This window comes from Mucilaginibacter sp. GW821-FHT07G05 (assembly GCF_059418565.1).
In genome coordinates, this window is record NZ_JBWKQC010000003.1 from 153,193 (window position 1) to 168,617 (window position 15,425).

The following is a 15,425-nucleotide window of genomic DNA, read 5'->3' on the forward strand; positions in this document are numbered from 1 at the left end:
CATGTTCTTAAATTACCAATCGTTTGCTATTTACCGAATGTAATAGGGATGGTTTGCTTGCATTGTACAGGTTTGTTTGATACTAAAGCAGGTTTCCACTTCGGCGATAATTTAATCACCCGCAATACTTCAGCATTAACGGCAGGATTATCTCCTTTAACTATTGCCACATCAGATACCGCCCCGTTCTTTTCTACAATGAAAGAAGCTATTACTTTTTGCCCGGCAGCTCCTTCTACGTACCGTATGTTTTTGCCCAAAAATGCATGGAATTTAGATAAACCTCCCGGATATTTCGGGGCAACCTCATTAATCATCCCGGTATAGGGTAGCGGGTCAAGTGTTTCGTATTGCTCATTTTTAACAGGTGCCTTACCTGTAGATTTTAACTTTTTTTCTTTTGTGGCGGACGTTTTTGCTGTGGCAATCTCTTTAGCGATTTTTTGCTTTAGCCGATCGTCCTGTTTATGTGATTGCGGACTGCCCTGGGCGTATGCCTTACTGTCAATTAAGCCAAACCCAATCACTACTAACGCAGCCGATACCCATCTTTTCCATAAAGGTTTGCTTGCAACGTGTTGGGGAGCCATTTGTTCGGCGCTGAAACGTCCGCAAAGGTTATAGTTGTTTTCGGCCAGTATTTGCAAAAACACTTCGGTTTTGGTGTCTCTGAAATCGTATACCGTTTTTTCGCACTGCGTACAAAACTTGCCGCCTTCAATATCCTGCATGCTGTCTAAATCGGCAGGGCATTTAAATTTGAGCTGTACGTTGGTAATCTCTTGCGGCATAGGTTATTAATTGGTACTCGTATAACGGTTTTCCTGTAGTGTTTATTACGCTCAAGGTTTAATTAAGCGGACTGAAACCGGCAAACAAGTCGCCTGTTTCCTTCAATGAGTTTAGGGGGACATAATCGCACACGGCGGCATATTCGGCCCACATTTGTTGTACGGCAGTGTTCAGATGGGCTTGTTGAATCACTTCTTCTGATAGCCACTCAAATACTTCTACAATAGTACCATCAGTCGTCTCCATTATTACCGATTCGCGATCTGTTACCAGTCCCTGCTCCCGTAAGCGGGGTAAATGGGTTTTCATTAGTTCTTTTAGTTCATCGGCTTTGCCGGGTTTGGGTTTGTAGGCCACAATTACCAATCGTCGCATAAGTGTCATTTAGGTAATACAATATAGAATTTTTAAAACTCATAAACTGTAAATTGGTTAGCCCTATAAGTAAAATATAAATTAGTGTACCCATGGCAAAAAAAGTAGCAGATCAACTGGTGGAAATGCTGGTTAACGCAGGCATAAAAAGAATATACGCGGTTACAGGCGACAGCCTCAACGAAGTAAACGATGCCGTGAGGCGCGAAGGCAGCATACAATGGGTACACGTAAGGCATGAAGAGGTAGGCGCGTATGCCGCCGCCGCCGAAGCTGAACTAAACGGACTGGCTTGTTGTGCGGGCAGTAGTGGTCCGGGCCATGTGCATCTTATTAACGGGTTGTATGATGCCCACCGTTCGGGTGCCCCGGTTATCGCCATAGCATCTACCTGCGCTACTTTTGAGTTCGGTACTGATTATTTTCAGGAAACCAATACTATTAAACTTTTTGCCGATTGCAGTCATTACAACCAAATAGCTACCACGCCTAAACAGGTACCGCGCATGCTGCAAAACGCTATCCAAACCGCCCTGCACCGCAAAGGGGTAGCGGTATTAGGTTTACCGGGCGATGTAAGCGCGATGGATGCCGAAGAGGGGATGACCGCTGTGCAGAATTTTAATCCCATCGCGGTGATCAAACCATCGATTGCCGATCTGGAGTTGATGGCATCGGCATTGAACCAGCATCAAAAGATCACTATATTTTGCGGTATCGGCGCAGCCGGATCGCACGACGAGGTAGTCGCCCTGGCGCAAAAGCTGAATGCTACGGTGGCCTATTCTTTCCGGGCCAAAATGGATATTCAGTATGATAACCCGAACGAAGTAGGGATGACGGGTTTACTCGGCCTGCCATCTGCGTATCATAGCATGCATGAGTCGGACTTGTTATTGCTTTTAGGTACCGATTTTCCTTACACCAACTTTATCCCGAAGGATTGTACTATTATTCAGTTGGATATTAAGCCCGAGCGTATTGGCAGGCGTGCAATGGTAGATATCGGTTTATGCGGAACTGTGAAAGATACCCTTACCGATCTGCTGCCCCTCATCGAACAAAAAACCGACGACAGTTTCCTGAAAACGCAGCTCGATTTTTACGCCGAGGTAAAAAATAAAATGCAGACCTACGTGTACGATAGCGGCGAAAAAGATAAGATCCATCCCGAATATGTATCGCACCTGATTGATGAACTGGCCGATGATGATACCATTTTCACGGTAGATACCGGTATGTCGTGCGTGTGGGGCGCGCGTTACATCAATGCCACTGGCAGGCGCAAAATGATAGGCTCGTTCAATCATGGCTCAATGGCCAATGCCATGCCACAGGCTATCGGTGCAGCGTTAAGTAACCCAAGCAGACAAGTGATCGCCCTTTGTGGTGACGGTGGTATCTCTATGCTGCTCGGTGACCTGGCTACTATTGTTCAGTATAAATTGCCAATAAAACTGATCGTATTCAATAACCGGTCTTTAGGCATGGTGAAACTGGAAATGGAAGTAGCCGGCCTGCCCGATTGGCAAACCGATATGTACAACCCCGACTTCGCTTTAGTAGCACAAGCCATGGGAATCAGAGGTTATACAGTTGACGATCCTGCGCAGGTGCAATCGACATTAAAAGAAGCCTTTGCTTTTGAAGGCCCCGCCCTCATCAACATCATGACCGACCCCAATGCCCTCGCCATGCCGCCCAAAGTAGAATTTGAACAGGTAAAAGGCATGGCTATCTCCATGACCAAACTCATGCTCAACGGCCGTATGGATGAAGTGATCGATACCATGAAATCGAACTATAAGCACTTGAAGGATCTGCTGTAGGGGTGAGAGGTTCGAGGTTTCAGGTTCGGGGTTTGAGTGAAGAGATTCCGATATTTAGCTTTGACAACTTTTTAAAAGCTGTCAAAGCTTTTTTTGTTTCGTGAAGCCTCACCTAAATCCTCTCCAAGGGCGAGGACTTTGAAAAAAAAATAATTTGCTGTCGCGAGTTTAGCGAAGCGTAACTCGTGATTATGCATGGCGTAAGCTTTCAGCTTACGGTGTAAAGAGATTATTTGCAGTAGTGCGGCGGGACGCCGCGTAATAGTTGCCACTTGGCCGGAGCCAAGCGGCTGCGGGTTTCTAACGAAGAACTAAACGCGAGTAGATTCTTCGTTCCTCAGAATGACAGGTAGTGAGGATAACCTTTGACAGCTTTTTAAAAGCTGTCAAAGGTGTTAATGAGCAAGTGGGTTTTGATTATTAATACCTTTGCCTTTCACCTTTATCCTTTCACCTTTTCGCTTTTACCTTTCACCTCCACTACGCCGACATATACCTCTTCCACCACTCCGAATTATACCCGGCAACCACCTCGGTAGGTTTACCCGGTTCGGGCATAAACAGGTCGATATCTTTGTGGCGGGCGAAGTTGAGCAGCCATTCGGCGGGTTCGTACCAGGCATGTGTAGAAAGATTGAACGTGCCCCAGTGTATCGGCATCATTACTTTGCCTTTTAGTGCGAGATGCGCGTTGGTCGCATTGTCGGGCCCCATGTGTATATCAGGCCAGTAAATACCGTAAGCGCCTATTTCCAGCATGGTTAAATCAAACGGACCAAAGGCATCGCCGATATCCTTAAAGCCGGGGAACGGACCGGAATCTGCCCCGAAAAAAATATTATGCTTAGTGCCCTTTATCACAAACGAAGACCACAGCGTTTCGTTACGGCCGGTAATGCCTCTGCCCGAGAAATGCCTGGCAGGGGTAGCGGTAAGGTGGCAATCGTCGCCGATCATGGCGCTGTCGCCCCAGTTCAGTTCGGTAATGCGTTTGCCATCGATACCCCATTTTTTGAGGTATTGCCCCACGCCAACTGAGCAATAAAAAGGAACATCCTTTTGAGCAAAAAACTTAATGGTGCTTTTATCCAGGTGGTCGTAATGATCGTGCGATTGTATAACGGCATCCAGCGGCGGAAGTTCGCTTAAAGGCAATGGCGGTTTAAAAAAACGCTTTGGCCCCATCAGTTGGCTAAACGATACCCTGTCGCTCCAAACCGGGTCGGTAAGGATGCGTTTGCCATCTATCTCGATCAATAAGCTCGAATGCCCCACCCAGGTGATGCGCAGGCCGCTTTCGGGTGCTGTATTATAAACCGAAGTATCAGTTTTAAACGGCCCAAGGGTTTTCTTGGGCACGCTTTCGGCTTTGTTGCTAAGGTATAACTTTAGTATCGGCCACATTTTATCCAAACTCGCCTCATGGGTGGGTATGGTATTTAAAAACTTTTTGCCTTGCCTGGCAGCGTGCTCAATGCTCATGGGGTATGGTGGGGGTTAATAAGCGCGCTACAACTTGTGGTACAATTACTTATTGAAGAACGCAAGGGCAAGATTGCAAAAATTCAGCAGATCATTTGGCAGAGTTTTGTCAAAATATGGATGTGTGCCGCCAAATACGTGGTCGGCGCCGGGTATAAAGTACAGTTCGGCCTCGGGTTGGGCAGCATGCAGCTCTTTAGCGTGGTCAATGGCTACGGTTGGGTCGGCATCACCGTGCACAATTAGCCAGGGTTGGGTTATTTCGGCGGCGCGGAGTACAATGTTCAATCGTTCAGGGTTTCTGTCCAGGTCATCAAGCAAGGTCGCTTTTATAGGCATCTCTTGGCCGGTGCGCGCATTAGGGAAGTACATTACCCCTTGCAGCTTCCATTGCTTTTCGGCCTGGCGCGGCCACAGGTTACGGAAGGTAGCTACCGAGGCCATGGTCACCAGCTTTTTAATGCGCGAATCTTCGGCAGTAGCTATTACGCTGATGCCGCCGCCCATGCTATGCCCAATAAGGTACACCTCGCGTACCGACGGAAATACACCGCTGCAAGCGAAATCAATTACATGTTTCAGATCGTCGAGCTCGTAAGTAAAGGTGTTTTCACTAAAAGCGGTAAGGTCTTCAAACTCCGTCAGGTTTTCGGGCGTGGTGCCGTTGTGCGAAAAGTTGAATTTAAGATAGCGGTAACCATTTTCGGCAAAAAACTGCGCTACCAAATTATGCGTGCCCCAGTCCTTAAAGCCTTTAAAGCCATGAGCGAAAATGATCAGGGGCGCGTTACTGAACTGATCGTCATAAGTAAGATCTATCGCGATGGGCTTACCTTTTGCGCCCGGGGTAACAAAGTGTTCTTTCTGAATCATGATATTATTATTAGTACATATTTACACTTTTTTACCATTATAAGTGATATTGTACAAATCGGTACGCCTGTCTTTCAGGTTTTGTACGCTGCCATACTCGTGCAGGGCATCCAGTACCGATAGGTCTACATCGGCAATTACGATCATTTCGCTGTTTGGCGTCGCTTCAGATTGTATGCCGTTGGTTGGGAAGCCAAAATCGGAAGGGGTAAACACCGCCGACTGCGCGTACGAGATATCCATATTGTTTACGTTAGGTAAATTACCTACACAACCGGCAATGGCTACATAACATTCGTTTTCTACAGCACGGGCCTGGGCGCAAAATTTAACCCGGTTATAGCCGTTTTGAGTATCCGTCATAAAAGGCACAAACAGTATCTGCATATCCTGACTGGCCAAAATGCGCGACAACTCCGGGAACTCCACATCATAACAGATCAGTATCCCCACCTTCCCGGCATCGGTATCAAAAACCCGTACATCGCTGCCCCCGCGCATCCCCCACGAACTTATTTCTGATGGGGTAGGGTGTATCTTATAGCTTTCTTCCATACTACCATTACGGCGGAAAAGGTACGATACATTATACAACGATTCCCCATCTATTTTAGGCATGCTGCCTGCTATAATGTTAACGTTGTATGATACGGCCAGCTTGGCAAATTCATCTACAATAGGTTGGGTAAATTTGGCCAGTTCGCGCATGGCCTTAGCCGCGTCGAGATGGTTATAGTCGGCCATTAAAGGCGTGTTGAAAAACTCGGGGAACAGTATAAAGTCCGACTGGTAATCGCTCACCGCGTCAATAAAATATTCGGCATGTTTAAGCAATTCGCTGATATTGCTGTAAGCCCGCATTTGCCACTGTACCAGCCCTATACGCACTACGGTTTTATGGTTAATTACCGAACTTATTTCTTCGTAATACACATTGTTCCACTCAATCAGCGTAGCAAAGCCCTTTGAACGATTATCCTCAGGCATATAGTTCTTCAGTATCTTCCGTACGTGAAAATCATTTGCCAGTTGGAACGATAAAGTAGGATCATAAATCTCCTTGTACTTTACCTTATCTATGTACTGACGGGGAGTAAGATCGTTCTGAAATTTTTGGTAATTAGGTATCCTGCCTCCGGCGATGATACTTTTAAGGTTCAGCTTTTCGCAAAGAGCCTTGCGGGCTTCATATAAACGACGGGCCAAACGTAAGCCGCGGTGTTTCGGGTGAATGAAAACATCAATACCGTACAGCACATCGCCCTTATCGGTATGGGTTTTGAAGGTGCTGTCGCCGGTAATTTGTTTGTAGGTATGGTTGTCGCCAAACTTTTGGTAGTCAACAATCAGCGCGAGGGCGCAGCCTACTACTTCGTTATTTACGGTAACACATATTTGCCCTTCGGGAAATATTTTGATGAGCTTACGGATGGAGTTGGCATCCCAGTAATCCTCATCCATATCCAGATAGGCCGACTTCATCGACTTTTTAAGTTCCTGGTAATCCTGTGCGTCCAGGTTACGTATCTCAATGCTTTGCAGGTCCATATAGCGTGTTAAGTATGATGCATTAACCCCGCTGCGGGTAATTTGTTTAGTAATTGCGGGGCTTATGCAGCGGTTTGGTATGCCACCATGCCCATAAAATCAATAAAGGCTGCAACACCGCCAGTCGTACCCAGGCAATAAGCGGCGTTACGGTAAGTTTGCCCACCTGCAAAGGTGCATCGGCAACCATGGTGATGTGTACCGGTAAAAAAGCGATCAGCATCAGTATAATTCCCCAGGCAGCCGGTTGCCTCGTTTTTTTGAAGATAAGCAGGAGGGCAAATAATATTTCAAAACCACCTGCCAGTAAATTGAGCAAGCTGTGGGCGGGCAAATAGGTGGGTATTATGCGGATGTAACCATCCGGATTTATAAAATGATTGATGCCCGCTGCCAGGTAAAGTAATATAAGTAGTGTAAGGCTCAGTAGTTTCAGTTTGTACATACAATTATGTTTGTGTATTAAACAAAAAATAGCTTGATTAGTGCTTTTTAAAGGCAATAATTAGCGGGATTATTTATAAACATTCTAAATACGGCTGTTTGACAAAGTATTGACATTGCATGCTAATATTCCTGTTATTTTTGTTGGGTTAAATTTTAAACTGCTTTGAAGTATTTAAAGGTAATAGCTTTTACGCATAAACAGATCGAGCTGAAGGAATTGGGGAAATTGGTGATTTGCCAGGAAGATCTGACCGATAAACTTGAGCAGGTTAGAACACAGTTCGGCATATCCGAAATTTTCTACCTGGCTACTTGTAACCGTGTAGAATTTGTGATGGCTACCGAGCAACCTGTAGACAAAGCATTCACTCAAAAATTTATAGATGTGCTGGATATGGGCCTTTGCCCGGTTCACACAGGTACGTTCATTGATGGCGCTTCTATCTACGAAGACCGCGAAGCTGTTAACCACCTTTTACGTACATCGTGCTCGCTGGAAAGCCTGGTAGTTGGCGAAAAGGAAATACTGGCACAACTGCGAAAGGCTTACGAAAAGGGCCGCGAAGCAGGCCTCACTGGCGATTACCTGCGAATGGTAATGAACTGTGTGGTAAAAACAGCCAAAGAGGTTTATACCCACACCAATATCTCTAAAAACCCCATCTCGGTAGTATCTCTTGCTTACCGTAAATTAAAAGATCTTAAATTGTGTTCAAATGCCCGTATCCTCATCATCGGCGCAGGCGAAACCAACCGCAATATTTCAAAATATCTTCAAAAACATAAGTTCAGCAATTTCGCGGTATTTAACCGTACTGTTGAAAATGCCATTCAACTGGCTGTTGACCTGGGCGGCGAATATTTTAGCCTGGATGATTTGAAGACTTATGACAAAGGTTTTGACGTGATCATTACCTGTACATCAGCTACGCAGCCTATTATTACGCCCGAAATTTATACCACGCTGCTAAACGGCGAAACCGGACGTAAAACCATAGTTGACCTTGCCGTACCAAACGATACCGACCCTGAAGTTCTCGAAAAATTCCCGGTGAACTTTATTGAGGTACACTCACTTAACGAAATTGCTAAAAAGAACCTTCAGGAACGCTACCAGGAACTGGTGCATGCCGAAGCGATCATTGAGCAAAACATAGCCGAGTTTTGGCAGCAGTTAAGACAACGCCGTGTGGAAATAGCCATGCGCCAGGTTCCCGAAAAAATTAAGGAGATCCGCAACAGCGCACTTAACACTGTGTTTGTAGACGAAGTGCAAAACATGGACGAGCAATCGCGCGAGATACTCGAAAAGGTGATCAACTACATGGAGAAAAAATATATCAGCGTACCCATGATCATGGCGAAAGATATATTGATCAACGGTAACTGATAGATAGTTCAGCTATTTAGCCTGCTTTTATACAATCAATTATTTTTAATAAGCGCATCAGCGACAAAGCATCGGTAATATTTATTATTGATAAAATTTGTTTTGGGCGTTTCCCTTCGGGCCGGGCTTTACGCTCATACGCGCACAAGGCCTTAACCACATGGTCGGTATCCGCTTCAATCCCTAACGCATTCCCTGCAATATCCCTTACCCTGTCATCTTAACCGTAGTGAAAGATCTTCTTTGCCATGCTAATTGCCGTTTTTAACCGCGGAGCAAGCTGAGGTTTTCGCTGAGTACGGGGAGATTTTAACTACAAAGAGGAGTAATATTCCGCTGTCGCGAGTTTAGGGAACCGTAACTCGTGACTAAACATGGCGAAAGCTTTCAGCTTTCGATACAACACGCTTTCTTTATAATCCTTAAGCTGAAAGCTTACACCATGATCTTTAATCCCACCTGTCATCCTGAGCATAGCGAAGGATCTTCTTCACCATGTATGTAGAAGAGTAGATGCTTCGTACTTCAGCATGACAGTTTAAGAGGATGTTAAGCAACATGCTATGGTAATATGATTCTTTTGCTGTGTTAAACTCGCGACAGCGGGTTGGTTAGCTTTGACAACTTTTAAAAAGTTGTCAAAGCTGAGGCGCGCTTTCCGTCAGCAAACAGCTTCGGGCGAAAGCGGGCAGAACTGCGAAGGGCATGAGCGTAAAGGCGGGCATAGGAACTTGTTGCATGCGGGGAGGAAACGAGCGGCGGGGCAAAAGTTCCAGCCCCAAGTTCTGCACGTTTTGCAGGTAATGGCCTTGTGCGGCAAAGAAGCCTTTTGCTGGACAAGCCCTTTTGTTACTTTTGTGGCTACAAAAGTAATGGGGCCCTGCGCCCAAGAGCAGACAGACGCTGATTAAAGCACAAACACCCTCATTTCTAAAACTTTAAAGAATTATTTGTCATCCAAATATAAATCTCATTATTAATTAATAATATAATAATTAAATTAAAATTATAATTAAGTAAATTTGAGCTAACTAACAGATTTAAGAACTGTTCAGTTAATAGTTAATTAATTTATAAGAGCAGGTAAAGCGCAAGGCCCACCTGCTTTTTTTATGCTTTTTGAATTAGGCAGATGCCGAATTATTAAATGCAGACAGGATAATTAAATTTGCGGCATGCCCGCATCTGTTCAGCACTTTGATACTATTGATTACCTTAAAACTGGCAACCCCATTCAACAAAAGGCCTGGCAGGCATTAACGGAACACCGTGTACCGGAGCATCTCGCGGCATTTTCGCCGATATTAACCGGGACCATCCCTATTGATATAGCTGTGCCCGGCAGTGATCTGGATGCGGTGTGTTGTTATAACAATATAAATGTGTTCATGGATAGGCTGGTCGCCGGTTTCTCTATGCAAGAGCAATTCTCTATAAAGCAAACCATAGTAAAAGGTATTGAGACGGTGATCTGCAATTTCTTTATCCGGGGTTTTGAGGTAGAGATATTTGGGCAAAGTCGACCGGTAAAACAGCAGGAAGCATATCGCCACATGATTGTTGAGTACTTATTGCTCCAAAAGCACGGCGAAACTTTCCGCCGCCAAGTGATCGACCTTAAATTACAGGGTATTAAAACTGAGCCTGCATTTGCGCAGCTTCTCAATCTGTCCGGCGATCCTTATGTGGCGATGCTGAATTTGTATGATGAGATGATACAGGCTTAATATCAGCTTACTTTAAAACGTTGGTCAGCTTGCCATCGGTATCAAAGCAAAAAACGTAGGTGTTTAAAACGGTGTCGCCGGTGGTGGTATCGGCAATTTTAAATTGGTGTTTGAGTTTGTAACCTGTAAAACGTGGCTGAACGTACCGGGCTACGCTATCGCGCAGCTTTTTAAAATAAGCCTGCTTTTTATCATAAAAACCGGTATTCTTTCTTTCCAGAAACAAGTTCCAGTTTTCGCCCATCTCCCTGAAACGTACGGCTTCTACTTCCATTATCGAATCGTCGAACCGCATATAGGTTTTGTCGTTACGGTACGAGTAAAAAATACTGTCGAAATCGGTATAGGCCACCGGTTTGTAGCTTGCCGGGTTAGGGAGCGTTTTAATGAGATAATGGCGGGCGCTATCTTTCAGGTCGGCTTTTAATACAGGTTTCCTGTTGCCCGTGCAGGCAGCAAACAAAAGGATAAGTATAAATATATAGCCGGTACCTTTCATAACTGCAATATACTTAATGTTTTTAATAATGTAAAGTATACACTAAGTGGTTTTATGTTCCATTGCTCAAATATCGGCAGGCAATATTTGTGCCCAACAATTCAAGGCTGCTTATTAAACCTTCAGGTTTTAGCCTGTTGCTTTTTGCTAACTATCATTAAGCTATGGTGCTGTGCCAAAGTCAGCTAAACTTCATATCATTAATTAATGCATAATACATACCCATAAAAAGTTAAATTTGCGGTTGAAAATACATGATCTCTTTGGACAGAACACTTATAATAGGAACCCGCGGAAGCGACCTTGCACTATGGCAGGCAAATTTTGTTAAGGACAGCCTTGCAGCTATCAATGTAAAGGCCGATTTAAAGATCATTAAAACACAGGGAGACCGCATACTCAACCTAAGTTTTGATAAACTGGAAGGCAAAGGCTTCTTTACTAAAGAATTAGAGGAAGAACTGATAGCCGGCACTATCGATATAGCCGTACACTCACATAAAGATTTGCCTACAGAAAATCCTCCGGGATTGATCATAGCGGCGGTATCTGAACGCGAAGATCCGTCGGAATTGTTGCTGATACTGAAAGATTGTGTGGATGTACGCCAAAAGCTATCGGTTAAATTTGGCGGTATGGTGGGTACATCATCAAACAGGCGCAAAGCCCAATTGCTGGCCGTCCGTCCCGATCTGGAAATTGACGACCTGCGCGGCAACGTGCCTACCCGTATAGGTAAACTGCGCGACGAAAACTACGATGCCATTATGTTAGCCAAGGCCGGTGTTAGTCGTTTAGGGTTAGATTTGAGTGAATTTCACGTAGAAGAACTTACCCCAACCGAGCTGATCCCCGCGCCCGCGCAAGGCGCCCTGGCCATACAGATCCGCGAAAACGATAAAGAATTATTTGATACTCTGCAAGCCTTGCACCATACCGATGTAGCCGAAGAACTGGCTGTTGAGCGTACTGTGCTTAAACTGTTTGGCGGTGGTTGCCACCTGCCTTTAGGTTGCTATTGCCGTAAGGACGATGGTAAATACCAGGTTTTCACCTCAAAGGCCGAAACCGGCGATGGTTTCCCCGACAGGTTATATTTAGAGGCTGATACTACCGAAGGTCTTGCCGCCAAAGTGGTAGCCAAGTTTGATGCCGCCCGTAAATTTCCGGGTAAGGTATTCATCTCGCGCGATATTTCTGAAACAAGTTATTTCCGCAAAGCGCTGGAGAAAAATAAAATAGAGATTGAAGCCCGTTCGCTGATACGTACTGTGGCGGTAATTACCAAACTCGACTCGTTTATACTGCGTAATGCCGACTGGATATTTTTCACCAGCAAAAACGCGGTGGAATACTTTTTTAAACTGAATCCGCAATTGCCTAAAAAGATAAAATTTGGTGTAATGGGTTCGGGGTCGGAAGATACCTTGCGCCGTAATGGGCACTTTGCCGCTTATACCGGCGAGGGCACCGATACCGCCGATGTTGCTGCCGAGTTTGCCAAGCTGGCCAATGGCCTAACAGTGGCGTTCCCGGGTGCGGCAAGCCCTATGAGAAGTATTCAGCAAGGTTTATCTGCCGATACCAAGATCATCGACCTGCCGGTTTATGAAACTGTGCTGGAAGAAAACGTAGAGGCAACATCTGCCGATGTAATGATATTCACCAGTCCGTCAAACGTGGAGGCTTATTTTGCCGATAACCTGATGGAGCCAAACCAAAAGATAATAGCGATAGGTAAATCAACCGGTCGCAAGTTTGATGAAATGGGTGTAAAATACATACTGCCTTTCTCGCCCGACGAAGTAGGGCTGGCAGAGGCTGTGTTTGGGATATAATCCCCCTAACCCCCTGAAGGGGGAATTAGTAAGGGATATTAATTTATAAAAATAAGATGTTCAAAAACTCCCCTTAGGGGGCTGTGGGGGTAAATATGCTACAAAGACCAAGAAGGAACCGGAAAAGTGAAGTGATACGCCAAATGGTGCAGGAAACGCATGTGAGCGCGGCTAATCTTATTTTTCCGTTGTTTATTATTGAAGGCAATAACCAAAAAACCGAAGTAGCTTCAATGCCCGGTATTTTCCGTTATTCAATTGATAATTTATTGAGAGAGATTGAGAGCTGCATGAAGCTGGGCTTAAACGCTTTCGATCTGTTCCCTAATATTGAGGAGGCGCTGAAAGATAAATACGCAACCGAAAGTCACCGCGAAGAAAGCCTGTACCTGCGTGCTATACGCGAGGTAAAGAAACAATTCCCGGAGGCATGCGTAGTTACCGATGTGGCGATGGATCCATACAGCAGCGATGGCCACGATGGTATTGTAGAGAACGGTGAAATACTGAACGACGAAACCCTTGAGGTATTAGGCAAAATGGCACTGGCGCATGCGCAAAGCGGTGCAGATATTATTGCCCCGTCGGATATGATGGACGGCAGGGTAGGCTACATCAGGCAGGTGCTGGACGAGAACAATTTTAAACATGTATCCATCATGTCGTACTCGGCCAAGTATGCCAGCGCTTTTTATGGTCCGTTCAGGGATGCTTTAAATTCGGCCCCTAAGTTTGGCGATAAAAAAGGCTACCAGATGAACCCGGCCAATCAGCGCGAAGCCCTGATTGAGTCGAGGCTTGACGAAGCCGAAGGCGCCGACTTTTTAATGGTGAAACCGGCACTGGCTTATTTAGATGTAATAAAACTGATAAAAGACGATACCGAATTACCGGTAGCTGCGTATAACGTAAGCGGCGAGTATGCCATGGTTAAAGCGGCTATACAAAATGGTTGGCTAAACGAGCAACGCGCCATTACCGAGGTGCTTTTGAGCATCAGGCGTGCAGGCGCTACATCGATACTTACGTATCATGCAAAAGAAGTGCTTGAAAATAAATGGTTATAGCATAATTTGTAAATCAAAAAAACCACAGGGTTTTGATTTACAGTGAATATACTAAATTCAATACCGGCGATAAGCGCAGCGTTTTTGAATTTTGAATTTTGAATTTTTACTTATAAAAAGATGTTCGATTCATTTAAAAAGATATTTTCGGGAGAGGGTGAAGAGCCGGTAAGCACTACGGGCAAACCCGACATTAGCCGTGAAAAATCTGCCGAATTGTATGAGAAGGCAAAGCTGTACTTTCCGGGTGGTGTAAACTCGCCGGTGAGGGCATTTAAATCGGTATATGGCACCCCGCTTTTTATACAAAAAGGCGATGGCAGCCAGATATGGGATGCTGATGGTAACCAGTTTGTTGATTACTGCTGTTCATGGGGACCGCTCATCTTAGGCCACAACAATGCCAAGGTACGCGAAAAGGTGATAGAGGTAATGCAGAACGGCATGTCGTTCGGCGCGCCTACAGCTTTGGAGAACGAACTGGCCGAACTGATACTGAAGCACAATAAATACATCGAAAAAATACGTTTTGTAAGCTCGGGTACCGAAGCGGTAATGTCGGCCATCAGGCTGGCCCGCGGTTATACCAAACGTAATAAAATATTAAAGTTTGAAGGCTGCTACCACGGGCATGTTGACGCGCTGCTGGTAAAAGCAGGTTCGGGCCTGGTTACTTTCGGCGAAACTTCTTCGGCAGGAATCCCAAAGGCATTTGCCGACGAAACCATCGTGGTATCCTTAAATGATAAAGAAGCGTTGCTAAAAGCCTTTGAAGATTTTAAAGACCAGATAGCCGCCGTAATTATAGAGCCGGTACCGGCCAACAACGGTTTGCTGCTGCAACACAAAGAGTTTTTACAATACCTGCGTAATGTATGTACCCAAAACGGCACGCTGCTGATATTCGACGAAGTGATATCAGGTTTCCGTGTTGGTTTTGAGGGGGCAGCGGGCTATTATCAAATTAAGCCGGATATTATTACCTACGGTAAAATTATCGGCGGTGGTATGCCTGTTGGCGCTTACGGTTCATCGGCCGAGGTAATGAGCAATATATCGCCCGAAGGGCCGGTTTACCAGGCGGGTACACTGTCGGGCAACCCGGTAGCTATGGCGGCTGGTATAGCGCAGTTAACAGAGCTGTTGCGCTTGGGCTTCTATCGCGACCTTAACAACAAAACCGAAGAATTTACCGAGGCTGTACAACGTTTTGCTACGGCACGTAATTATAAATTTAAGGTGTTTACCATTGGTTCAATATTTTGGTTTGCGTTTACTGATAAAGATATCCGCAAGGCCGAAGATATTGACCCAGCAAGCATGGAAAAATTTAAAAAGCTGCACCGCGAATTAATTAACCGTGGCGTATATTTAGGCCCATCGGGTTACGAAGTTGGTTTTATATCAGCAGCCCATACCAAAATAGACTTAGAGAAAACAAAACGTGCTATATTTGATAGCCTTGATGTAGTTTTCAGGGATAAATAATTGTTACGGGGTTCGAGTTACGGGGTTTCTGTTGCCGGTTAATATAACCGTGCCGAAACCCGGCCACACG

14 protein-coding genes are annotated in these 15,425 nt (G+C 45.3%); 7 read left to right on the top strand and 7 right to left on the bottom strand.

Annotated elements, in window-relative coordinates; genetic code table 11:
* Positions 1 to 26: 26 nt before the first annotated feature.
* Together AC07NA_RS08780 and AC07NA_RS08785 are read right to left on the bottom strand one after the other, a co-directional pair.
* A complete protein-coding gene (locus tag AC07NA_RS08780; protein ID WP_494897237.1) occupies positions 27 to 791 on the bottom strand; it encodes an energy transducer TonB in 765 nt (254 codons plus the stop codon).
* 58 nt (positions 792 to 849) lie between these two features.
* Positions 850 to 1,167 (bottom strand): NIPSNAP family protein, encoded by a 318-nt coding sequence (locus AC07NA_RS08785; RefSeq protein WP_494897238.1) that lies wholly within the window; start codon positions 1,165 to 1,167, stop codon positions 850 to 852.
* A gap of 92 nt (positions 1,168 to 1,259) precedes the next feature.
* Here AC07NA_RS08785 and AC07NA_RS08790 point away from each other — a divergent pair, with 92 nt between their 5' ends.
* Entirely contained in the window at positions 1,260 to 2,996 is a 1,737-nt protein-coding gene (locus AC07NA_RS08790; RefSeq protein WP_494897239.1) for a thiamine pyrophosphate-dependent enzyme, read from the top strand.
* 480 nt (positions 2,997 to 3,476) lie between these two features.
* Here AC07NA_RS08790 and AC07NA_RS08795 read toward each other — a convergent pair whose 3' ends face one another.
* Genes AC07NA_RS08795 through AC07NA_RS08810 form a run of 4 tightly spaced genes read right to left on the bottom strand, consistent with a single transcriptional unit; the run spans position 3,477 to position 7,344 of the window.
* Positions 3,477 to 4,478, bottom strand: a complete 1,002-nt coding sequence (locus AC07NA_RS08795; protein WP_494897240.1) for an MBL fold metallo-hydrolase — start codon at positions 4,476 to 4,478, stop codon at positions 3,477 to 3,479.
* A gap of 45 nt (positions 4,479 to 4,523) precedes the next feature.
* The gene (locus AC07NA_RS08800) at positions 4,524 to 5,351 is read right to left on the bottom strand and encodes an alpha/beta hydrolase family protein (RefSeq protein WP_494897241.1); all 828 of its coding nucleotides are present in this window, start codon (positions 5,349 to 5,351) and stop codon (positions 4,524 to 4,526) included.
* A 21-nt stretch (positions 5,352 to 5,372) separates the two neighbouring features.
* Positions 5,373 to 6,899 (bottom strand): GNAT family N-acetyltransferase, encoded by a 1,527-nt coding sequence (locus tag AC07NA_RS08805; protein ID WP_494897242.1) that lies wholly within the window; start codon positions 6,897 to 6,899, stop codon positions 5,373 to 5,375.
* A gap of 46 nt (positions 6,900 to 6,945) precedes the next feature.
* Positions 6,946 to 7,344, bottom strand: coding sequence for a DoxX family protein (locus AC07NA_RS08810; protein ID WP_494897243.1), 399 nt, complete (start codon positions 7,342 to 7,344; stop codon positions 6,946 to 6,948).
* Between the two features lie 165 nt (positions 7,345 to 7,509).
* Here AC07NA_RS08810 and hemA point away from each other — a divergent pair, with 165 nt between their 5' ends.
* The 3 genes from hemA (at position 7,510) to AC07NA_RS08825 (ending at position 10,463) form a co-directional block, all read left to right on the top strand.
* A complete protein-coding gene (gene hemA / locus AC07NA_RS08815) occupies positions 7,510 to 8,736 on the top strand; it encodes a glutamyl-tRNA reductase (RefSeq protein WP_345212199.1) in 1,227 nt (408 codons plus the stop codon).
* A gap of 635 nt (positions 8,737 to 9,371) precedes the next feature.
* Positions 9,372 to 9,647, top strand: a complete 276-nt coding sequence (locus tag AC07NA_RS08820) for a hypothetical protein (protein WP_494897244.1) — start codon at positions 9,372 to 9,374, stop codon at positions 9,645 to 9,647.
* Between the two features lie 264 nt (positions 9,648 to 9,911).
* Complete coding sequence (locus AC07NA_RS08825) at positions 9,912 to 10,463, top strand: DUF4269 domain-containing protein (protein WP_494897245.1); 552 nt, start codon at positions 9,912 to 9,914, stop codon at positions 10,461 to 10,463.
* A 7-nt stretch (positions 10,464 to 10,470) separates the two neighbouring features.
* On the opposite strand, the gene AC07NA_RS08830 is transcribed toward AC07NA_RS08825, so the two are convergent.
* Positions 10,471 to 10,962: a hypothetical protein gene (locus AC07NA_RS08830; RefSeq protein WP_494897246.1), complete on the bottom strand. Its 492-nt coding sequence runs from the start codon at positions 10,960 to 10,962 to the stop codon at positions 10,471 to 10,473.
* Between the two features lie 263 nt (positions 10,963 to 11,225).
* On the opposite strand from AC07NA_RS08830, the gene hemC reads away from it, so the two are divergent.
* The 3 genes from hemC to hemL all read left to right on the top strand — a co-directional run bounded on the left by hemC (position 11,226) and on the right by hemL (position 15,355).
* Positions 11,226 to 12,800, top strand: a complete 1,575-nt coding sequence (hemC, locus tag AC07NA_RS08835) for a hydroxymethylbilane synthase (RefSeq protein ID WP_494897247.1) — start codon at positions 11,226 to 11,228, stop codon at positions 12,798 to 12,800.
* Positions 12,801 to 12,895: 95 nt separating this feature from the next.
* The gene (hemB, locus tag AC07NA_RS08840; protein ID WP_494897248.1) at positions 12,896 to 13,867 is read left to right on the top strand and encodes a porphobilinogen synthase; all 972 of its coding nucleotides are present in this window, start codon (positions 12,896 to 12,898) and stop codon (positions 13,865 to 13,867) included.
* A gap of 120 nt (positions 13,868 to 13,987) precedes the next feature.
* Entirely contained in the window at positions 13,988 to 15,355 is a 1,368-nt protein-coding gene (gene hemL / locus AC07NA_RS08845; RefSeq protein ID WP_345212194.1) for a glutamate-1-semialdehyde 2,1-aminomutase, read from the top strand.
* Positions 15,356 to 15,425 lie beyond the last annotated feature (70 nt).